Genomic DNA, 21524 nt, shown 5'->3' with positions numbered 1-21524 from the left:
ACTATACCCCAAAAATTCAGTTTATGTCAAGAAGGTTCAGGATGTTCTCCACAAGTGCATCTCTGTTTTCTTTCGTTACCTCCATAAGGACTGCGCCCTTTAACCTTCTTATCTCTGCAACAAGGGGATGAACATCCCTTGTGGGTATGGTTATCACCATGCTCTTTCTGGGGTCGTGGATGAGCTTCCTCACAAGCCCCACAAAAGTCTTTGAGAAAAGCTCCATCTTGCCCACTTCGTCTATGACCACTATCCTGTCTTCACTCAGGGCTTTCTGAAGCACCGGGATTGCAAGGCTTTCAAACCTCTGCACGTTTACTCCATAAGAGCCAACCAGGTGCTTTGAGGTAAAAGTTTTGCTTGCAAAGAGCAGACTTTTGCCCTCCGTGGTGACTATTTTGAAGCCGGTGCGTTTTCTGGTCTGCGGGTCTCTCACCTCCTCCGTCCAGAAGCCCACAGCTCTATCCCCCAGATGCTTGAGAAGTTTCTTTATGAGAGTAGTTTTGCCCACGCCGGGCTCTCCGGTAAGGACTATCTTCATAGGTCCTGAAGGGCGTAGACCTTTAGCCTTCCTCCATGTTTTATGTAGCTCTTTATAGCCTCAAGCATGGCGTAGCCCCCCCTCACTGTAGTTGTGTAGGGTATATTATACTGCACTGCAGACCTTCTTATATGGTAGGCATCGCTCCTTTCCTTCCTGCCAGTTGGCGTGTTTATTATAAGGTTTATCTCCTGGTTTTTTATCATGTCCACCACGTTTGGCCTTCCCTCAGAAACCTTCAGAACATGCTTTACATCCAGTCCCCTTTCTCTCAGGAACCTGTAGGTCCCTCCCGTGGCGTAAACTTCAAAGCCCAGCTCAAGAAATCCCCTTGAAAGGTCAACCACTTTTGGCTTATCTCTGTCTGCCACGCTTAGAAAGACCCTGCCTTCAAGTGGAAGCCTGCTACCGGCTGATAGCTGTGCCTTGTAGTAAGCCAGTCCAAAATCCTCCGCTATGCCCATAACCTCTCCCGTGCTCTTCATCTCAGGTCCAAGCACAGGGTCTTCCTCAGGAAACCTGTTCCACGGGAAAACCACCTCTTTGATAGAGTGTATCCTCTTACCTGAGGGCATGAAGTCGCTGGCAAAGTGCGCATTACCCTTCTGGAGCCTTTCAAAAACCTCAGGCACAAGCTCTCTCAGTTTCTTACCAACTCCTACAAGGGCAGAGAGCTTCGCCAGAGGATAGCCTATGGTCTTGCTCACAAAGGGCACCGTCCTTGAAGCCCTGGGGTTTACCTCAAGCACGTAGACTTCCCCCTCCTTGACTGCAAACTGAAGGTTTACAAGACCCTTCACACGGAGGGCTCTGGATATAAGTTTTGACTGTCTTTTTATCTCCTCCACCACCTCCTCAGAGAGGGTGTAGGGTGGGATGCTTGCGGCGCTGTCTCCTGAGTGGACGCCAGCCTCTTCTATGTGTTCCATTACAGCACCTATGAGGTAATCCTCACCATCCCCTATGGCGTCCACGTCCACCTCCACGCTGTCGGAAAGATACTTGTCTATGAGTATGGGTCTTTCAAAGCTGACGCTCACCGCCTCTTCAAGATACTGCAGAAGCTCATCCCTGTCGTAAACTATCCTCATGGCTCTTCCACCCAGCACATAGGAAGGCCTCACAAGAACGGGGAAGGTGAGTTCCTCTGCAATCCTCAGAGCCTCTTGATTTGTCCTTGCTGTTCCGCTGGGAGGCTGTTTTATTCCCAGGCTTTCTATGAGCCTTCTGAAAAGCTCCCTGTCTTCAGCCATGTCTATGCTTTCTGGTGGTGTGCCAAGTATGTTAATGCCAAGGTTTTTCAGGGGCAGAGAAAGTTTGAGGGGAGTCTGACCCCCAAACTGCAAAAACACCCCATCGGGCTTTTCCCTTCTTATTACCTCAAGCACATTCTCAAGAACAACGGGCTCAAAGTAGAGGGCATCTGCAGTATCATAGTCCGTAGATACTGTCTCGGGGTTGCAATTGAGCATGATGGTTTTTATACCCTGCTCTCTGAGGGCAAAGACTGCATGCACGCAGGCATAGTCAAACTCTATTCCCTGACCTATTCTGTTTGGACCACTGCCAAGAATGAGGACCTTTTTCATTAAGTCTAATATTTTACCTCAGGACCTGGATTTTCTCAGGCACAGAAGCTTTTCCTTCAACTCTGCCAGTTTCATAAGTGCCTGAAGGGGTGTTAGATGGACAAGGTCAAGCTGGAGTAATTCTTCAAGTAGTGCCCTTTCCTCCTCCCTTAGGCTTTCCTGATAGACCTTCTCCAGAACTGGAAGGGTCTTTGAAGTGGTAAGCTCTGCAAGAACCTCCTTGGCTCTTTTTACAACCTCTTCTGGCAGTCCTGCCTTTTTTGCAACCCTTATGCCGAAGCTCCCTTCAGCCCTCCCTGGTCTAAGGACATAAAGAAAGTTTATGTCTTCACCATCTTTGCTTACCGCCATGTGGTAGTTTCTGATACCTTTTCTGTTTATCTCCGTAAGCTCTAAAAAGTGTGTTGCCACCAGGGTCCGTGCCCTTATATGCTCCAGTATGTATTCCACTATAGCTCTGCTTATGGCAATGCCATCATAGGTGGATGTTCCCCTTCCCACCTCGTCAAGCACTATGAGGCTCCTGCTATCTGCGTTGTTGAGTATACTGGATACTTCCAGCATTTCATTCATAAAGGTGGATACTCCAAGGGCAAGGATATCTCCAGAGCCTATGCGGGCATGGATTGAGGACACAATTCCGATTTTTGCAGACTTACAGGGAAGGAAAGAGCCCATGTGTGCCATGAGGGTGAGCAGTGCGGTCTGCCTTATGTAGCTGGACTTTCCCGCCATGTTGGGACCGGTTATGATGAAAAGAAAGTTCTCCTCGTCCATATGGGTGGAATTGGGGGAGTATGTCTTTACAAACTCCTCAATTACGGGATGTCTTCCCTCCTCTATGTGTAGGACCTTTTCCTCCACTATCTGCGGTCTTACCCATCCCTTCTCTATAGCCACGGCGGCAAGAGACTGAAGATAGTCAAGCCAGCCTGTAAGTCTTGCGTTATGGGCAAGCTCTTCCAGCCTTCTAAGAATTCTTTCTCTCAGAGACATAAAAAGCTCATACTCAAGGCTGTTTATCTTGCTCTGGGCAGAGAGTATTTTTTCCTCAAGCTCTTGAAGGTAATCGGTGGTAAACCTTTCTGCGTTTGAGAGGGTCTGACGCCTGCGGAAGTAAGGAGGCACATACCTGAGATTGGGCTTTGTCACCTCCACATAATAGCCCATTACCCGGTTAAAGCCAATTTTGAGGCTCTGAATGCCTGTTTCCTTTCTTAGCTTTGCCTCATACCCATCTATGAGTTTCTGGGCGTTGTCCCTATAATAGCGGAGCTGGTCCAGCTGTGGGTCCACGCCTTCTCTTATAAGACCTCCCTCTCTCACATGCAGAGGGGGGTCATCCACTAGAGTTCTCTCTATGTCTTCTCTCAGGTCAGAAAGCTCCAGAAGACCATCATAGACCTCCCTCAGAACCTCTACAGTCACATCTTCAAGACTTCTTTTAATCCTTTCTGTAGACTCCAGCGCCCTCTTTATCTGCACTATGTCCCTCGGTGTTGAAAGCCCCCCGCTAATCCTGCTTATGAGCCTTTCAAGGTCTGGCATGTTTTTGAGGCTCTCCCTCAACTGCTCTAAAAGCCTTCTGTTTCTTGTTAGCTCTTCTACAGCATCCTGAACCCTCTCAATTGAACTTATTTCCCTGAAGGGGTGCATTATATGAAACCTCAGCCTTCTTCTTCCCATACCAGTAAGGGTTTTGTTCAAAACCCCAAAGAGAGAATACTTTTCTGAGCCCTCGTAAGACTCTAGAAGCTCCAGACCTCTGCAAGTTCTATAGTCTATCCTTACATAACCCTCGTCCGTATAAGGCTTTGGTCTTCCCACAAAGGGAAAGAAAGATTTCTGGGTCTGTTTGAGGTATAGATAGAGTCCACCAAAGGGCAACAGCTCTTCCTCTCTTTCAAAGCCAAGGCCTTTTGCGCTGAATATGTTCATATCTTCAAGGAGCATCTTTAGACCTTCATAAAAGTATTCTTCTGCCACAGCGCTTCTGAAAAGCTCCAGCTCCCTGATTTCAAAATTCAGACTTTCTGGAATCAAGAGCTCTCTGGGGGAGAACTTGAGAATAAACTCCCTTGCTCCCCCCTGCTCAAAGCTACCTCCTACAAACTCCCCGGTGGCAGGATTGAGATAGGCACACATATAAAGACTTCCACGCCTCAACAGGCCGGCAAGCCCACAGGATTCCTTTTCAAAATATGTGCCTGGGGTTATAACCCTTACCACATCCCTCCTTACAAGCCCCTTAGCCTGAGCTGAATCCTCCACCTGCTCGCATATGGCTATCCTGTAGCCTTTAGAGACGAGCCTTGAAATATAAGAGCTGGCAGAGTGGTAAGGCACACCACACATGGGTATCCTCTCTTTCCCCTTGCCTGCAGGTCTTGAGGTAAGCACAAGCCCCAGCTCCCTTGAGCCCAACTCCGCATCCTCGTAGAAAAGCTCGTAAAAGTCCCCCAGTCTGAAAAAGAGCAGACAGTCCGTATACTGCCTTTTAAAGTGATGATATTGAGAGAGCATAGGGGTGAGGTCTTCCTGCATGGCTCAGAGCAGTCCTGCTTCTTTCAGATCCTCTGTTCTTCTTATGGCGGGTGAAAGTGCAGTCCTTCTGTCCCATATAACAAAGCCTATCAGCGTCATCATACCAGCAAACAGCACCCCAAAACCCCAGAGCATAAAGTTCTTCAGGTCTCTGATTTCTTCCCTCACATCGTCTATACGCTTGTTTGTGTCTTCTATCTTTTGCATAAGAGCCTTCTGGCCTTCTTCTAGCCTTATTATTCTCTCCCTGTCTTCAAGGGTGAAGGGGACTTCCTTCGCACTTACCAGAGAAAACAGGATTACCAGAAAGGCCAAAAACCACATGCTATTAATTATAAGCCCGCCGAAGCGGGCAGATTACTTGGCGTATTCCACGTGCCTTGTTTCTCTTATGACCACCACCTTTATCTGACCGGGAAACTGCATCTCCTCCTCTATCTTTCTGGCTATGTTCTTGGAGAGCATATAGGCTTCCTCGTCGCTTATCTCCTCTGGACTTACTATAACCCTTACTTCCCTTCCTGCCTGCACTGCATAGGCGTTCTGCACACCCTTGAAGGACCTGACTATTTCTTCCAGTTTCTCAAGTCTCTTGAGGTAGGCTTCAAGGCTTTCTCTTCTTGCTCCAGGTCTTGCGGCAGAAAGGGCATCTGCGGCGCACACGAGGGCAACCTCAGGGTATCGGACGGGTTCCTCGTTGTGGTGAGCCTTTATGGCGTTGAGAACCGGGTCTGGCTCTCCGTAGCGTTTGCAGAGCTCAATGCCTATGTCCGTGTGCGAGCCTCCAAGTTCGTGGGATATGGACTTGCCCACATCGTGCAAAAGTCCTGCCCTTCTTGCCATTTTGGCATCAAGCCCAAGCTCCTCTGCCATCATGCCCGCTATGTAGGCAACCTCTTTAGAGTGTAAAAGCACGTTCTGAGAGTAGCTTGTTCTGTAGTAGAGCTTGCCTATGTAGTAGTAAAGTCCCGGGTTTACATCATAAAGACCCAGTTCCATGCAGGTCTCTTCTCCCATCTTTCTGACCTTTTCGTCCATTTCCTTTTTGACCTCGGCAACCACCTCTTCTATCCTTGCAGGATGAATCCTTCCGTCCTGTATAAGCCTTTCAAGGGCATCCTTTGCAAGCTCTCTTCTCATTGGGTCGAAGGAGGAAATAGTGACTATGTCTGGTGTGTCATCAATGATAAGGTCAACACCAGTGAGAAGTTCAAAGGTTCTTATGTTTCTCCCTTCTCTCCCAATTATCCTTCCCTTGAACTCGTTGCTGGGAAGTTCCACGGTGGTCGTGGTGTAGTTTATGGCAATCTCAGAGGAGAGCCTCTGAACTGCGGTGGTTATAACCTTTTTTGCCTCAAACTCTGCCCTTTCCCTTGCCTCTTCTTCTATACGCTTCATAACCCTTATGGCTTCCACCCTTGCCTCCTCCTCTACTCTCTTTAAGAGCTCTGTTCTGGCCTCCTCAAGGGTCATGCTGGCTATCCTCTGAAGTTCAAGAATTTCTCTGTGCCTGAGGGATTCTACCTCTCTTTCTCTTTCTTCAAGCTCTTTGAGTCTCGCCTGCACTTCTCTCTGAGCCTGGTCTATGTGCCTTTCCATCTCCCTTATTTCTTTTTCCCTCCTGTAAAGCTCCTCCTCGCGCCTTTCAAGTGCCTGAACCCTTCTTTCCAGGTTTGCCTCACGGTGCTGGAGAGACTGCTCCAGCTTCTGAATCTCCTGCTTCCTCTCTGCAAGGTATTCCTCCATTTCCCTGCTCTTCTTCTCAAGCTCCTTTCTTATCTTTTCCGTTTCTTCCTTAAGGGTAGCTCTGAGCCTGTCCGCCTCTTCCTGGGCAAGCCTGACTATCTTCTCCGCCTCTCTTTCCGAGCTGAGCCTCAGTTCTCTCACCTCTTCCTGAGCCTTCTTAAGTATTTCCTGAGCCTCTTCTCTGGCTCTGGAGATTACCTGCTCTGCTTCTCTCTTTTTTTCTTCCACATCCGTGGCTGCCTCTATCTGAGTGGGTGCCCTTCCACTCCTCTTTGAAAGTATAAAACCCACAAGCCCCCCGATGACCAGCGCCAAAAAACTCACAATAAGAAGCACTTCCACGCTCATATTTCCTTACCTCCTTGATAGATTTTTTCCTCCGTGACCACAAGGTCAACAGGCATGTCCCAGTCATCCCTTGGCACCTCCTCCAGAAGCTGAAATTGATAGCACACTCCCACCTTTAGCCCCCCAAGCCTCTCTAAGAGCCTGTCATAGTATCCCTTCCCATAACCTATGCGGTATCCCTCCCTGTCAAAGGCCACACCAGGCACCAGAGAAACATCCACCTCTTCAGGGTTTACCTCCTCACCCCCAGAGGGCTCAGGTATGCAGAAGGCACCCGGGCTCAGGTCCACACCTTCCTCAACTCTTATGAGCTTTAGTCCATCCCCTTCTACCTTTGGAAGAAGAAGGGATTTTCCTTCTCTTATCACCCAGGAGAAGAGAAGTGTTATGTCAGGCTCCCCCCTGTGAGGGCAGAACATAAGAACTGTCTTTGCCTCCCTCAACTGCTCAAGGCTCAGCAGGTTTCTGACTACACCTTCTGATAGCCTTCTCCTCTCTTCCTCTGTGAGTGCTTCCCTCTTATGTATGAACTTCTTTCTTATATTCCTTTTGTCAGCTACCTTCATCTTCCGCCTCCTTTGCAGGAGGGGAAGGCAAGAAATACCCGCCCATGCCGTGGAGGAAGGAGCCTTCGGTGGGCCCCAACAATAACAGGTGGGTGCCCTCCCGGAAAGCCTTTCTGGCCCCTCCGGAGACCGGGCTCCCTATTGCCTCACCATGTGGACCCCAATATAAACTCCTTCACCACGCACAGGGCAGGCTCTATCTCAGCTTTGCCCCAAACTTCTCTTCCAGCTCAGCTACTATTTCTTCTACGAGCCTGTTAACCTGCTGGTCTGAAAGGGTGCCTTCTCTGCTTCTAAACACCAGCCTGAAGCTAACGCTCTTCTTGCCTTCCCCAAACTTCGGGTCTGTATAAAGGCTAAAAACCTTCATGTCTTCCACCAGCTCTTTTTCCCTGATATGGAATATTAATTTATCCAGACTCACCCCTTTGTCCATAAGTAGGGTGAGGTCCCTCAGCACGGGTGGATACTGGGCAAAGGGTTTATAGGTTCTTATTCTCTCTTTAAGAAGACTTAGCCTTATCTCACCCACCATAACCCTGTGTCTTATACCCAGCCTGTCCTGAAGAGCAGGGCTAAGAAGACCAAAGTATCCAACCTCCCTTCCGCCTGCATAGAAAACCCTCTGAATGCCGGGGTGAAGGAAAGGTAGAGCAGAAGCCTCAGAGGTGAAGTTTTCTGAGTAGTTCCTGAGAACGTCCTGAACAAGGCTCAGTCCATCATAAGGGCTGTATTCTTCCTCTGGAAAAAGCCTCCTGTAGCCAGTCATGAGAAATCCGAGCCTCGGCTCTTCCTCCTCAAGAAAAACCTTTCCGAGTTCAAAGATAGCCATGCTGTAGTTGTAATTTCTTGTATTATTAATACACACTCTCAGAAGGGATGGTAGAAGGGAGGTTCTCATATACCTCTGGGTTTTGTTTAGGGGGTTGACAAGCTCCACCTTTGGCAGTGGAAGTGATAGAAGTTCGTAAAGTTCAGAGTCCTCAAAGGAGAAGGTTATCACCTCGGTAAAGCCTCTGCTCACCATAAGGCTCCTCAGCCTTTCCTCCAGACTTTCCACCTGTGAAGGTCTTGAGGGCTCCCTGAGGATGGGAGACCCCACTTCCGAGTAGCCCCCTATCCTGAGAAGCTCCTCTATCACATCCACATCACCCTGCATGTCAAAGCTCCTGTGAGGCGGAATATGAACCTCCACACCACACCTCATTACCTGATGGGGTATTTCAAGGGCTGTGAGAGCCTCTGAGACAAAATTTCTGTCAAAGTCTCTTCCTGAGTATCTTCTGAACTTTTCAAGACTCAGAAAGACCCTTTTGGGTTGGTAGGGCTCTGGATAGACATCCTTCAGGGCTGTAAGCCTTTCACCTGCCAGCTCAAGAACCAGCTTTATGGCAAGGTTCTGGGCGGTCTTTACTCCTTCTATGTCCACGTTTCTTTCAAACCTGTAGGAGCTATCCGTCTGAAGGTTCAGAGACTTTGCGGACTTTCTTATTCTGTATGGGTCAAAGTAGGCGGACTCAAGGAGTATGCTTTCTGTGTCCTCCTTCACGCCACTTTCCAGCCCTCCCACCACGCCCGCAAGGGCAAGGGGCCCATCTGTGTCCGCTATGAGAAGGTTTACAGGGCTCAGCTCCCTCTCGCTTCCCATGAGGGTAGTTATACTCTCTCCCTCCACCGCATCCCTGACAACTACTGGGAAGTTCACTCTTTTCAGGTCAAAGGCATGCAGGGGCTGACCTTCCAGAAGCATTACATAGTTGGTGATGTCCACCACATTGTTTATGGTCTTTATACCGCACTGCCAGAGCCTCCTTCTGAGCCAGAGGGGTGAGGGTTTTACTCTCAGACCCTCTATGACTGCACCCCTGTATCTTCTGCAGTCCGGAGATTCAAGCCTTATGTCAAGGTTTCCAGAATCCTCAAATTCTGGGTATTCTCTTTTCTTCTTTTTAACACCCATTATGGCGGATATTTCTCTGGCAAGACCCTTTACAGAGAGCAGGTCTCCCCTGTTGGGAGTTGGTTCTATCTCAAGGATGTATTCCCCAAGGCCAAGAAGGTCATAAGCTGAAGTGCCTGGCTTTATGTCTTCATCAAGCACCAGCACACCTCTGGAACTATCCTCAAGCCCAAGCTCTTCTGCGGATAAAAGCATACCCTGTGAGATAATACCCTCAAAGTCCCTTTCTGTTATGCACATGCTTCCAACCTTTGCGTTGGGAAGTGCAAGAAGCACACCATCGCCCACCATTAGTGAATGGTCTGCAGACACTACCTGAAAAAAAAGCTCTTCACCCGCCTTAACCCTGTAAACGCTGAGATTTTTTGTGGGATGGGGCCTCTTTCCCACCACCTTTGCAAAGACCACACCATCAAGGTCAAAATCCCACCTGCTTAGAGAAGCTTCAACGCTCTTGAGAGTGAGCTCTTCCGCAACTCTCTGTGGGTCAAGACCTTCCGTATCTATAAATTCTGAAAGCCAGGAGAAGGGAAATTTCATAGAAATATTTTAATGCAGGATTGTTTTATCATAGTAATGGAGGCATTGGTATGAAAAGCCTGCTTTTATTCTTACTTATTATCACCCTGTCCTTCGGGACCACAAAGGAGGACATGGATAAACTTTTAGAAGACTCCGTGGCCATGCTCAAAGAACTTGGAAAAAGCAAGGAAGATATACCTTCTGACCTTCTCAGGAGGGCAAGAGGGGTGGTTATCTGCCCCAGTATGTTAAGAGGTGCTTTTATAGTTGGGGCTGGTGCAGGAAATTGCGTGGTAAGTTATAAAGACCCGAAGACCGGAGAATGGAGTGCACCTGCCTTCTATACACTTGCTCAGGCATCCATAGGCTTTCAGTTAGGAGTTGAATCTGTTGACCTGCTGCTTGTAATAGGCACAGACAGAGGGATGAAAAGCCTTTTAAGAAACAAAGTTAAGCTGGGTGCAGACGTTTCTGTGGCAGCTGGACCAGTGGGCAGAGGAGCCTCAGCGGGAACGGACATTGCTCTCAAGGCAGACATATACTCCTACTCAAGGGCGAGGGGAGTATTTGCGGGTGTTTCACTGCAGGGTGCTGTGCTCAGCTTCAATAGCGAGGGAATCAGAGCCTACTACGGAGAGACACTGAGCCCAAAGGAAATACTGTTTGGGAAGGTGAGAAGGCCAGAGTCTGCAATAAGACTCTCACGCACCCTTACAGAAATAGCCTCCGGCAGGGATTAAAGGTCCCTGTAAGGTGCGGTGGTAAGATACTTTTCTCCCCCGTCGGGGAAGACCACCACTATAACTCCCTCCTCCAGCTCCCTTGCCAGCTCAAGGGCTGCGTGCAGTGCTGCACCACATGACTGACCTGCAAGGATTCCTTCCTCTCTGGCAAGCCTTTTTGTCATCTCATAGGCAGGCTCCGTTTCTACGAATATGGTTCTGTCAAGAAAGGTCTCGTCAAAGATGCCCGGTTTTATGGAGCTCTCTATATGCTTGAGACCTTCTATGCCATGAAAGGGATAGGCGGGCTGAACACCAACTATCTGAATGTCGGGGTTGTAAACCTTTAGCCTCCTTCCCGTGCCCATTATGGTCCCACCAGTGCCAATGCCAGCCACAAGGTGGGTTATTCTTCCTCCCGTCTGGTTCCATATCTCTATGCCCGTGGAATAAAAGTGCGCCTTCCAGTTGGCAGGGTTGTTATACTGGTCAAGGTAAAGGTATTTGTCGGGCTCTTTGCTCACCCTTTCCCTCACAAAGAGTATGGCACCGTCTGTGCCCTCAAGGGGGTCTGTAAAGTATACCTCTGCACCGTAAGCCTTTATGATTCTTTTTCTCTCTTCGCTGACATTTGCAGGCATGGCAAGCTCCACAGGCACACCGAGACATGCACCCACCATGGCGAGGGCTATACCGGTGTTGCCAGAAGTGGCATCTATGACCACTTTCCCTTCTTTGAGAAGTCCCTTTTCCATGGCATCCAGAAACATACTCAAAGCCGGTCTGTCCTTTACAGAGCCTCCCGGGTTGAAGCTCTCGAGCTTTGCGTATATCTCCACCTTTGGAGAGACATCTGTGGGGACGATTTTTCTGAGCCTCACAAGGGGCGTGTTGCCCACAAGGCTGAGGATAGAGTTTCTCAGTTTTCTGTATGGTTCATCGTGCTGACCAAGAACCCACACAGAAAGATTATAAGCCAAGCCTCTGTCTTACGAGGTCTATCAGTCTCTCCTGCCTTTCCCTGCCTTCTGGCAGGCTTTCCCTTATTTTTTCAAGTTCTGAAAGAAGCCTTTCCAGGTCTTCTGGGAGCCACTTTTCAAGAAGCTCCCTTACGCCTGCAGAAAGGGCTGGCACTTTGCCAGAGGTAGAGATACCCACCACAAGCTCACCCCTGACTATTAAAGCCGGGAAGAGGAATGTGCAAAAGTCTGGGCTGTCCACAGCGTTGCAGTGTATTCCCCTCCTTATACAAAAGCTATAAACCTTTTCCTGCAATTTGATATCATCCACAGCCACAATAACCATGAAGGCATCTCTGAGGTCTTTCAGTCTCAGTCTTCTCTTCAGGAGCTCTATCTTTTTCTCCGCGGCAAGGCTCTGTAGATAGGGCGTGGCTTCCGGTGCTACCACCTTGATTTTGGCACCAAAGGGAAGGAGCTTCTCCACCTTTCTGCTCGCCACACTTCCACCCCCAGCCACCACCACCTTCTTACCCTCAAGGCTCACGAACATGGGAAAGTAAGGCATATCATTCCTCCATTCGCTCAAAGGCTCTTACTATGTCAGGAAAATCTCTTTCCTGAAGGGTCCTTACATCAAGAAGGAGCATGTCTTCTTTGAGTCTTGCCACCACAGGGGGCTCTGAACCTCTTAGCCTTTTTTCAAGCTCAGGAGTGCTGAGCACCTGGTGCCTTACAGCAACGCAGTATGTCTCAAGAAGAAGCTCTGGAAGTGCACCACCACCACATCTTGAGAAATCCTTCAGCACTGCCACCTTCAACCTCCTGAGTTTTCTGAGCCTTCTTGCCAGAGCAATGGCTTTTTTTCTGAGCTCTTCGGGGCTGGACAGAAGCATACGCAAGGTGGGAATCTTTGTGTATTCTCCTCTCATGTATAGCCTCAGGGTCATCTCCAGCCCAGCAAGGGTCAGCTTGTCAATTCTGAGGGCTCTGCTCATGGGGTTCTTTCTTACCTTTTCCACATGCTCCTTCTTTCCCAGTATTATGCCCGCCTGAGGTCCACCGAGGAGCTTGTCTCCGCTGCCGGATACTATGTGGATGCCCTTTTTTATACACTCTGAAAAGCTAGGTTCTTCTGTCTTTATACCCAGCTCTTTCAGGTTCAGAAGGCTTCCGCTCCCCATGTCGTAGTATACGGGAAGTCCAGAGCTGAGAAGATCCTCTGGCTGAACCTCTTCCACAAAGCCTTCCATGTAGAAGTTGCTTCTGTGCACCTTCATAAGAAGTGCAGTGTCCGGACCTATTGCCTTCTCGTAATCAGAGAGCCTTGTTCTGTTGGTGGTGCCCACCTCCACAAGCCTTGCGCCCGACGCCCTCATGATATCAGGGATGCGAAAGCTTCCCCCTATCTCTACCAGCTCACCCCTCGAAACCACCACCTCCTTGCCGCAGGCAAGGCTGTTGAGCACAAGATAAACAGCTCCTGCGTTGTTGTTTACCACATGCACTGCCTCTGCACCTGTGAGGTCCTTCAAAAGCCCTTCTAAATGGCTCAGTCTTGAGCCCCTTCTCCCCTCATAAAGGTCATACTCAAGGTTTGAGTAGCCCATTGCCACTTCCTTTATAAACTCCGCCACCTCCTCCGCCAGAGGCGACCTTCCAAGGTTTGTGTTTATGACCACACCAGTGGCGTTTATGACCCTTCTGAGGCTCGTAGAAGACAGCTCTCTTATTCTTGCTTCTATGAGGCTCCTGAGGTCCTCAAGGGACTGCCTCCTGCCCTGAAGTATTTCCTCCCTTACCCTCTGGAGCATCTCCCTTATGGCTCTTTTTGCCAGCTCCTTAGGGTATTCTCCAAACTCTTCGAGAAGTTTTGAGACCTGCGGTATCTGCCTCAAAAGGCTCATCTCAGAAAGACCCTCCTTTCTCCTTCTCTTCTTGTTATGCCAAGCCTGTCCATGTGTTCCAGCAGAGGTATGAGGTATTTTCTTGTAAAACCCAGAACCTCCTTTGCCTCCTGCAGGGTAAACTCTCTACCTACAGCCCTTAGCCTTTTCACGTATTCCTCAAAGAGCTCTTTTGATACATAAAGATAGTCTCCAAGGCTGTAGACTCTACCCTTTCTTACTGCAAGAGATAGATACTCCCTGTAGGGTTCAAGCTCTTTCTCTTCCCTTATGCCCTCCGAAAGAAGCTCTATGAGCCTTCTGTAGCCCTCAAGCTCCTCCGGTCCTGAAGCTTTTGCATCCACCACATAGCCCTCAATCAGCCTGATATCCTTTACGTTTTTCAAAATGAACTCAAGCAAACCCTCCGAGGTCTTCAGCCTTGACACCGCCTCCGAAAGGGAAATAACTCCACCTTTCTCTCTGAGAAGCTCCTTAAGTCTTTTGGTAAGTAGTGCAAGCACCTCCTGATGGTAGAACCTTCCCTCAACCTCAGGAGCCCTTGGGGGCTGAAGGGGCTTTCCATAAAAGGAAAATACCTCCTTAAGGCTCAATCCCTTCAGACCACTCTCTAAAAGTAGATACTCAAGTGGCTCACTCTGGAGAAGGGAGAGGTTTTCTCTGATAAACCTCTTTGAAACTCTCACAGGAAAGGGATGGAGCACTTCATAGCCTCCCACCAGCTCACCAGAAGAGTTAAGAAGAGGTCCCCTGTCTCCCCTCACTGCAGGCACGGGCTCAGAGAGCCTGAAGATACACACATCCTCAGAGATACCACTTACGTAGACGGGGACCTCCCTCATACCGAAGAAGGCATAGCCCAGACCTCTGGGCGGGTTGCCCTTTAGCCTTACCAGAAGCTTTTTTGAGCTCTTTATACCCTTTACCAGGAAGCATCCCCTCTCCACCTCATGAGGCTCCAGCTCTGGAATGTTAAGGGCAAGCCTCTCGCCCGCCCTGCCCTCTTTTACAAACACTCCGTGGTTCTGCATCCTCCTTACCCTGCATGTCTTTCCCAGAGGCTCAAGGGTAAGAATATCACCCTCCAGAACCCTGCCAGATATACAGCTCCCCCTCAAAACGGTCCCGTAGCCCTTCACGCTGAAGGCAGAATCCACCAGAAACCTGAAGAGCTCCCCTTCTTTGTCTCTGAAGTTTCTCTCCGCATACTCAAGGATACCACTTTTGAGCTCTTCAAGCCCGTAGCCGGTGACGGCGGAAAGGGGAAAAACACCGGAAACCCTTACACCTTCACGGTTCAGCATCTGAAGGGCTTCTTCCCTTGCCAGCTCGAGGGTTTCTTCGTCCACCCTGTCAGCCTTTGTAAGCACAAGGAGCACATCCTCTATACCAAAGCTCTTTGCAAGCCTTGTGTGCTCCACCGTCTGGGGCATAACACCTTCCCCTGAATCCACAAGGAGCAGAAGCCCCCACACGGGAGCAAGACCGCATATGGCGTTTTTTATGAACCTCTCATGCCCAGGCAGGTCTATTATCTCCACCCTCAGGCTCTTCTCTGGAAAGTCCAGAAAGGCAAAGCCTATGTCTATGCTCATGCCCCTTCTCTTTTCCTCCGGTAGCCTGTCCGTGTCTATGGAAGTGAGGGCTCTCACAAGGGAGGTCTTGCCATGGTCCACGTGCCCGGCGATGCCAAGGGGGAAGTATCTCATGGCTTTAGCTTGAAAAGCACTTCTTTAAAAAGTTCGTAGACTTCTTCTTTCAGAAGCTCTTTTCTGAGAGCCTTTGTCTCCATCTCATCATAGACATGCACAAGCCTGTTTCTCAGGTATATGAGCTCACCGAGCAAGCTCTCTTTTTCAAATCTTCTAAACGCCTTCTCAAAAGCGTCATAAGCTCTTTTGAGCTTTTCCAAAAATAGCCCTCCTGAATTATTTTATCCAGAAACTCAGCAGATTTAACCCTCCAGAGGTCAATGAGCTCTACATCCCTCAGAAGTGGGAGCTCTTCAAGACGGGAGAGAAGCCTCATGTATTCCTTTCCTTCTATCTGGTCTTTGCAGAATATGCCCACATCCACATCGGAGCTCCTGCTGAACCTCTCACTGAGCACGGAACCGTAAAAAACTACAAGGCAATCTTTTTGCAGAACTTCCTCTATCGCAATACCAATCAGAGAGAGAATTTGAGCCCTTTCCACACTCCTATTTTAGTCCTCCCCGTATGCCATAGCAAGCACTTCAAGGGGATGGTAGACCCTTTTGCCCGTCATGAGCTCTATGTGGTTGCCCGAGAGGGGACAGTCGGAGACATAGAGGTCTGCACTGGAGTTTTTCATGTCTTCAAAGAGCTTTGAGCCAACTTTTATGGACATGTCAAAGGTCTCCTTTCTAACCCCAAAGGTGCCGTCATGCCCTGAGCATCTCTCAATTAGCTGGACCTTTGTGTTGGGTATGAGCCTCATAAGAGCCAGAGCCCTGTATCCCACGTTCAGAGATTTGAGGTGGCAAGGTATGTGATAGGCAATGCTTCCCACGGAGACCTTGAAGTCCCTGTTGAACTTCTTTTCCTGGTGGAGCTTGAAAAGGTATTCGTGCACATCGTAAACCTTCTCTGATACAGCTTTCACATCCGGGTCATCGGGCAGAAGTAGAGGGTATTCATACTTTATCTGCAATGCACATGTAGGCACTGGAACCACTATGTCAAAGCCTGCATCCACATAGGGCTTTAGCCTCTGCACATTATACCTTGCCCTCTCGGTGGCTGAATCTATGTCCCCTATGTCAAAGAAGGGGATGCCACAGCACTGCTGCTCTGGGAGCTCTACATAAATGTCGTTCTTCTCAAAGACTTTAAGAAGTGCCTTTCCCCTCTCAAGGTAGTTGTAGTTGAGCAGGCATGTGTAAAAGAGTGCCACCTTGCCGTTTTCTCCCTTCACGGGCTTTCTGTTTTTCCTGAACCAGCTCGTGAAGGTCTCTGAGTTTATGGGTGGCAGTTTCGCCCTTCTGTCCACACCCATCACGCCTTCCATGATTACCCTGAAGGCGGGGATGTTGTTGACTCTGTTAACTATGGGTGCAAAGGGCACTGAAAGCTTGCCCACAAGGTCCGTGTTTAGCATGAGCTTATCGGTGAGCTTTGCCCCCTTATTTTTGAACTTCCACACCTTATACCTCAAAGAAAGGTGAGGAAAGTCTATCCTCCACTCATGGGGTGGCGTGTATGGACACTTAAAGTAGCACTGCTTGCAGTGAAAACAGAGCTCTAAGGGAAGGGCAAGCTCATCCTTTGAGAGCTTTTCTATGTCATCCTCGTGTCTGTCCACCGCATCAAAGAGAGCGGGGAACGAGGGACAGTAAGTGACGCACATCCTGCAGTCTTTGCACTTGGAATAAACCCTCTTTGCCTCTTCCCATAGAGCCTGTTCGTTGAGGAAGTTGGGGTCTTTTATGTTGAACTCAAAATCCTTTACTCCACCGAGGGCAAACTCTTGCATGATTCACTCCTTATGTTTTTTTAGGAATGGGGGGCAGAGCCCCCGAAATATGGTCTAAGATTATCCCTTCAGGGACTCCAGAGCCTTCTGGAACCTTCCTGCGTGGGACTTTTCTGCCCTTGCCAGGGTCTCAAACCACTCCGCTATGTCGTCAAATCCCTCTTCTCTTGCAACCCTTGCAAAGCCGGGATACATCTCTGTGTATTCGTAGGTCTCGCCGGCTATGGCAGCCTCAAGGTTCTGCTCCATGGTGCCTATGGGCATGTCGGTAGCAGGGTCTCCGCCACCATACTTTTCCATGAACTCAATGTGGCCAAAGGCGTGACCTGTCTCGCCCTCTGCTGTTTCTCTGAAGATGTTGGCTATGTCTGGGTATCCCTCAATGTCCGCCTTTCTGGCAAAGTAGAGATACCTTCTGTTTGCCTGGGATTCCCCGGCAAAGGCATGCTTGAGGTTCTCAAGAGTTTTTGTGCCTTGCAGGCTCTTGCTCATGGTTAACACCTCCTTTTAAGGTTTTTGGTTATGTATATTATATGCAAACTTTTTTCATTTGTCAAGGGGTATTGATAGACCCTCCTCTGGAGTTCTTCATCAGCATTATGATGCCAAAGTGTTCTCTTGTGCTGGCTGGAAGGATGTGGGGGTATTTCTGAAGAAAACTCTTGATGAGAAAGTTGGAGGCAAGGGGTGGATGGAGCTCAAAGACCACCCTGAGCTGGCTCTCCACTTCCCGTGGAAAGAGGGCAAGGAAGAAGGGGAGGATAACATTGAAAAAGGATTCCTGCCTTCTCTGAATACCAACTCCAGAAAGTTCCATTACCCTTCTTACAAAGGCGGAGGCATCAACTGAATTTTCTATCTTTCTTTTCCAGCCTTTTATTCTGCTCAGGAAAAAATTAACAGCACCTATCCCTGCAAGCTCCTCAAGAAAAAGAGACGCACCCTCAAGCCTTCTGCGAGGATGGTTGGCCGGTCTTATTCCCTTTTCCACCCACTGGAACCTCTCCATCCTCAGAGATAGGTCAAAAAAGGGGGGAAGTTCGTCCACATTCTCCTCAAACCCAGCCCTGTATAGGAGAGCCTTTCTTATCAGGTCCTTTGTCTTTAGAAGCCTGATTTCTTTGAAGGGAAGGAGGAGCGCAAGGTTGAGAAACTGGACCCTGTTTTTTGGATACCCGAGAGATACCATTAGCTCTCTGTAAAGAGCTTCATCCGGTTCTGCAATTTTCAGGAGGTTTTTCATCCTCTGAACCTTCTGAAAAAGCCAAATATCTCCCAGCCTCTCAAGGTCGGTCCTTAAAACTTCCATTTTTCCTACCCTAAGGGTGGTTATACCAGACAGTGCAAGTCCCTACACACTCCTTGCCTTCTCCAGCCTTGCTTGGACAAGCTCGGCAACGGCATAGTAGACTTCTCTTCTCTCATCCTCTGTGAGACCGAGGGCATCAAAAACCACATCGTCAATGGCTTTGCGGTCGGGCAGTGGGTTTGGCTCCTGCTCCCTTATGGGCTTGCTGGGGTCAAAGCCAAGTTCGGTGAATATTGACAATCTTTCTGAGCTATTACTGGTAAAAATATGCTCATACACCTCTTTGCTATCAACAAATTCAGGGCTTGGTATTAGCATCTCATTAACCTCATAAACCTTCACATCAACTGGGCCACCACCTCCACCATAGCCTCTTGCCTGCAGTTCAATCCACAAAAGGCAGTATGCGCTGTTAAGGGTCGGAAGCAATTCTTCACTACAGTAGATATCGTATAAACGGGCATCAGCGAATGCCACCTTGTTGAGAGGAATAAAAAATCTCTCCCTATATGTCATTGTCCAGAGTGCAGTGCTAAGACCCCTCTCCCCCAAATCCCACCACCTTTCCCTTGAACTGCATGTAGGTCTTTTGTGGTATCCCTGCTTTTCTCCCCACTTTATGTATTTCCATACCTCAGTGTCTTTCAGTTCCTTTTCCCTTCCGTGGCACATAAACACAAGATGGCTCAGGTCTTCCAGGCGAACAACAAGACTTTTTAGCTCCCTCGGGCTTTTTACCACAGGTTTTAAGAACCTTGCGGGTATTTCACCCTCCCATCCTGCAGAGTTCCTCACCGCCACAGGGGCATCCGGGTCTCTTTTAGAGAGCTCCACCACCTCCTTCACGCTGAGCCCCATGGGCTTCAGGTAGAAAAACTCGTTGGCACCGGTCGTGAAGCCGCGACGCACTTCGGCGATGTCGCCGAGACGCACGAGCTTGCCTTTGCCCTTTTCCAGAATGGTGAAGAAGATCTCCGGCGCGCGCAGGTACTTGCCGCCCCATTTGCTACCGGTGTATCTGTTATCTTCTTCTGTGCCCTCCTGAAGGAGCTGGCTTTTCTGTCTTATTATGAGCCTGCAGGTGGAATGGTCAAAGCTGTCCTCTCTGAGTTCATGCAGTTCTTTGAGGGTCTGGGCGTTGTTAACCTCTTCAAAGAGTCTTCTGAAGGATACAAAACGCACTCTGTAGTCCTCCTCTTCCTGCCTTCTTCTGGCGAGAGTTATTACCGTGTTCACATCCGCCTCTTTGAAGGACCTTTTTACCAGATTGTCTATAACATACTCAAGCCTTGCCTTATTGAGGAAAAACTCCTGAAGCCCCGCACCGTAGCCCACATCCAGCCAGGAGTTTGAGGTGATAAAGCAAAGGATTCCTCCCTCTCTCAGGAGCGAAAGCCCATGTAGGAAAAAGTAAACATACAGGTCGCTTCTTTTTGAGAGGTTTATATGGCCCCAGAGCCTTTTTACAGACTGCAGGAGCTTTTCCTTGTATTGCTCTTTTAGGGCTTTCCAGCTCTCTTCTGAGTGTCTCTCCATCTTTTCAAGGGGTGGTGCTATTTCTTCCTGCCTTACATAGGGCGGGTTTCCTATGACTATGTCAAAGCCCCCCTTCTCAAAGACTTCTGCAAAATCTATCTCCCACAGAAAGTAATCCTTTGACTTACTCTTACCCACTTCAGACACAAGCCTCTGGTATTCTTCCTTTTCCTGCTTGAGAAGTTTCTCTTTTTCTCTTAGCTCCTTAAGGCTTTCCTTTTGATGAGAAGCTGCATACATGTCCTTTTGAGAAAGAAGCTCAATGTCTCTTTTGAGCTTTTGAAGGTCTTTTTCTATGTTCTGGAGCTTTTCTTTCAGGACCTCAAGGAGTATTTCTCTTTCAAGCTCGTGTATCTGTTCAAGCTCTCTGAGGTCTGAGCTGAACTCTCCAGAGTAGAACCTGTTTTTTCTATCTATGAGCTCCTGCAGTTTTTTCTTTATCCTGGAGGGTATGAAGGCACCTTCTGCCCTCAAAAGCAGGGGCGTGCCACCCACCTCCTCAATGAGAGAATCCCCCTGTCTGAGCTTGAAGGAAAAGTTGGGAAGCAGGGGCTTTGTGTATATGTCCATCTCCTTTTCGTCGCTCTCTATAACGAGAGAGAGCCAGAGCCTTAGCTCTCCCACCATCACCGCCCAGTCCTTGACATCCACGCCATACAGGTTGTCCTGCACTATCTTTCTTTTCAGGGCAAAGAGGTTGGGCTCCTTCCCCTCCAGATTCCTGATAAGGGCAGAGTTCAGGGAAACCAGTATGTTGAGCATGCCAACCAGAAAAGAGGCAGAGCCAACCGCCGGGTCCACCACCTTCAGCTCCTCAAGGGACCTTCTTATTGACCTGAGCTCGTCATGGCTAAGCCACGCAGTTTCAGGATTGTAGACAAAATCCAGAAGCCTTCGCCGTTCAATGCCTGTCTTTTCCTCAAGATAGCCCGTAAGGGCAAGACGGCACATAAAGTCTATCTCAAGCCTTGGAGTGTAAAAAATTCCACTGCCAGAGCGTTCCTCCTCTGCGATTAAAGATTCGTAGACCTTGCCAAGCATTTCAGGGTCAACTGCCACCTCCTCGTCCAGAGGCATGGACTCGTCCACGGTAAAGTTGTAAAGCTGTAAAAAGCCCTTCTGTTCGTCCCTGCCCGTTGGGTCTGGCTCAAAAAGCCACTCAAAAACCTCATCGGGAAGGCTTTCCACCATAAGGTCAAGCTCGTTCTTTGTAAAGAGACCACCGTTCAGGTAAGGCATAAGAGCCAGAGACTCCCTTATGTCCTCCGGAAGGCTCTGGTCCACCAAGGAGAGCCTTTTGTTAAAGGCTCCAAAAAAGAGGCTGGATAACCACTTTGAAAAGAAGGTGTCTTTCTGGTGGGGACTATCTTCAACATGCACCCTGTATCTTTTCCAGAAGCCCAGCATATATTCCCTGTCTGGCACATAGTCTTTCCATTTGAGCCATCCCTTCTTCTGCAGGAAGTAAACAAACATAATCCTTGAAAGAAGTTGCTGTGCAAAGGCGTGGGCTTTGCCCGGGTCAATCCTTCTATCCAGAGCTGACCTTATTCTGTTGACCGCGGAGCGGTAGGCGTTGAAAAACTTCTCTGTAAGCCTTTCGGTGCTGAAGGCTCTCTGCAGGCTCTGAAGGTCTTTCAGCTCAAGTTCAAGGAGGGCCTTCCTCAGGGTGTAATAGCCCTTTCCCCTCTCCACAAAGTAGGTATAACGCAAGTTGCAAGTTATAGCATCCCTGCACTCCAGAGCCTATGGAGATTGTAAGAAATTACCGCCATGTAGA

At 49.0% G+C, this 21524-nt stretch carries 18 protein-coding genes and 1 other RNA gene; 1 reads left to right on the top strand and 18 read right to left on the bottom strand.

Features of this window, described 5'->3' with window-relative positions:
• Positions 1-16: 16 nt before the first annotated feature.
• From ACKRDP_RS05630 to pheT, 8 genes are all read right to left on the bottom strand, one after another.
• Positions 17-541 carry an NTPase gene (locus ACKRDP_RS05630; protein WP_409153795.1) on the bottom strand — a complete coding sequence of 175 codons (525 nt, stop codon included), beginning with the start codon at positions 539-541 and terminating at the stop codon, positions 17-19.
• Positions 538-2130: a carbamoyl-phosphate synthase large subunit gene (gene carB, locus ACKRDP_RS05625; protein WP_409153794.1), complete on the bottom strand. Its 1593-nt coding sequence runs from the start codon at positions 2128-2130 to the stop codon at positions 538-540. The genes ACKRDP_RS05630 and carB overlap by 4 nt, the downstream gene beginning before the upstream one ends.
• A gap of 18 nt (positions 2131-2148) precedes the next feature.
• Positions 2149-4674, bottom strand: coding sequence for a DNA mismatch repair protein MutS (gene mutS, locus ACKRDP_RS05620; protein WP_409153793.1), 2526 nt, complete (start codon positions 4672-4674; stop codon positions 2149-2151).
• A gap of 3 nt (positions 4675-4677) precedes the next feature.
• Positions 4678-4998 (bottom strand): SH3 domain-containing protein, encoded by a 321-nt coding sequence (locus tag ACKRDP_RS05615; protein ID WP_409153792.1) that lies wholly within the window; start codon positions 4996-4998, stop codon positions 4678-4680.
• Positions 4999-5031: 33 nt separating this feature from the next.
• On the bottom strand, positions 5032-6768 hold the full coding sequence (gene rny, locus ACKRDP_RS05610) for a ribonuclease Y (RefSeq protein ID WP_409153791.1): 1737 nt from the start codon (positions 6766-6768) through the stop codon (positions 5032-5034).
• Positions 6765-7334, bottom strand: coding sequence for a 5-formyltetrahydrofolate cyclo-ligase (locus tag ACKRDP_RS05605; protein ID WP_409153790.1), 570 nt, complete (start codon positions 7332-7334; stop codon positions 6765-6767). Before ACKRDP_RS05605 ends, rny begins: the two co-directional genes overlap by 4 nt.
• A gap of 31 nt (positions 7335-7365) precedes the next feature.
• A non-coding RNA gene (ssrS, locus tag ACKRDP_RS05600) (6S RNA) lies at positions 7366-7533 on the bottom strand.
• On the bottom strand, positions 7531-9834 hold the full coding sequence (gene pheT, locus ACKRDP_RS05595; protein ID WP_409153789.1) for a phenylalanine--tRNA ligase subunit beta: 2304 nt from the start codon (positions 9832-9834) through the stop codon (positions 7531-7533). The genes ssrS and pheT overlap by 3 nt, the downstream gene beginning before the upstream one ends.
• A gap of 50 nt (positions 9835-9884) precedes the next feature.
• Here pheT and ACKRDP_RS05590 point away from each other — a divergent pair, with 50 nt between their 5' ends.
• Complete coding sequence (locus tag ACKRDP_RS05590; protein ID WP_409153788.1) at positions 9885-10556, top strand: lipid-binding SYLF domain-containing protein; 672 nt, start codon at positions 9885-9887, stop codon at positions 10554-10556.
• Here ACKRDP_RS05590 and cysM read toward each other — a convergent pair.
• The 10 genes from cysM to ACKRDP_RS05540 form a co-directional block, all read right to left on the bottom strand.
• Complete coding sequence (gene cysM / locus ACKRDP_RS05585; RefSeq protein ID WP_409153898.1) at positions 10553-11500, bottom strand: cysteine synthase B; 948 nt, start codon at positions 11498-11500, stop codon at positions 10553-10555. The genes ACKRDP_RS05590 and cysM overlap by 4 nt on opposite strands.
• A 7-nt stretch (positions 11501-11507) precedes the next feature.
• The gene (locus tag ACKRDP_RS05580; protein ID WP_409153787.1) at positions 11508-12065 is read right to left on the bottom strand and encodes a precorrin-2 dehydrogenase/sirohydrochlorin ferrochelatase family protein; all 558 of its coding nucleotides are present in this window, start codon (positions 12063-12065) and stop codon (positions 11508-11510) included.
• 1 nt (position 12066) lies between these two features.
• The gene (gene selA, locus ACKRDP_RS05575) at positions 12067-13404 is read right to left on the bottom strand and encodes an L-seryl-tRNA(Sec) selenium transferase (protein WP_409153786.1); all 1338 of its coding nucleotides are present in this window, start codon (positions 13402-13404) and stop codon (positions 12067-12069) included.
• Positions 13401-15113 carry a selenocysteine-specific translation elongation factor gene (gene selB, locus ACKRDP_RS05570; protein WP_409153785.1) on the bottom strand — a complete coding sequence of 571 codons (1713 nt, stop codon included), beginning with the start codon at positions 15111-15113 and terminating at the stop codon, positions 13401-13403. The genes selA and selB overlap by 4 nt, the downstream gene beginning before the upstream one ends.
• Positions 15110-15250, bottom strand: a complete 141-nt coding sequence (locus tag ACKRDP_RS05565; RefSeq protein WP_409153784.1) for a hypothetical protein — start codon at positions 15248-15250, stop codon at positions 15110-15112. The genes selB and ACKRDP_RS05565 overlap by 4 nt, the downstream gene beginning before the upstream one ends.
• Positions 15226-15600: a nucleotidyltransferase domain-containing protein gene (locus ACKRDP_RS05560; protein WP_409153783.1), complete on the bottom strand. Its 375-nt coding sequence runs from the start codon at positions 15598-15600 to the stop codon at positions 15226-15228. The genes ACKRDP_RS05565 and ACKRDP_RS05560 overlap by 25 nt, the downstream gene beginning before the upstream one ends.
• Before the next feature lie 9 nt (positions 15601-15609).
• Positions 15610-16899 (bottom strand): anaerobic glycerol-3-phosphate dehydrogenase subunit C, encoded by a 1290-nt coding sequence (locus ACKRDP_RS05555; RefSeq protein ID WP_409153782.1) that lies wholly within the window; start codon positions 16897-16899, stop codon positions 15610-15612.
• A gap of 60 nt (positions 16900-16959) precedes the next feature.
• Positions 16960-17391 carry a rubrerythrin family protein gene (locus tag ACKRDP_RS05550; RefSeq protein ID WP_409153781.1) on the bottom strand — a complete coding sequence of 144 codons (432 nt, stop codon included), beginning with the start codon at positions 17389-17391 and terminating at the stop codon, positions 16960-16962.
• Between the two features lie 61 nt (positions 17392-17452).
• Positions 17453-18208 carry a DUF2851 domain-containing protein gene (locus ACKRDP_RS05545; RefSeq protein ID WP_409153780.1) on the bottom strand — a complete coding sequence of 252 codons (756 nt, stop codon included), beginning with the start codon at positions 18206-18208 and terminating at the stop codon, positions 17453-17455.
• Positions 18209-18250: 42 nt separating this feature from the next.
• The gene (locus tag ACKRDP_RS05540) at positions 18251-21457 is read right to left on the bottom strand and encodes an Eco57I restriction-modification methylase domain-containing protein (RefSeq protein ID WP_409153779.1); all 3207 of its coding nucleotides are present in this window, start codon (positions 21455-21457) and stop codon (positions 18251-18253) included.
• Positions 21458-21524 lie beyond the last annotated feature (67 nt).

This window comes from Pampinifervens navoyensis (assembly GCF_046159715.1).
Taxonomy (GTDB): domain Bacteria; phylum Aquificota; class Aquificia; order Aquificales; family Aquificaceae; genus Pampinifervens.
This window is presented reverse-complemented; position numbering and strand designations above follow the sequence as displayed.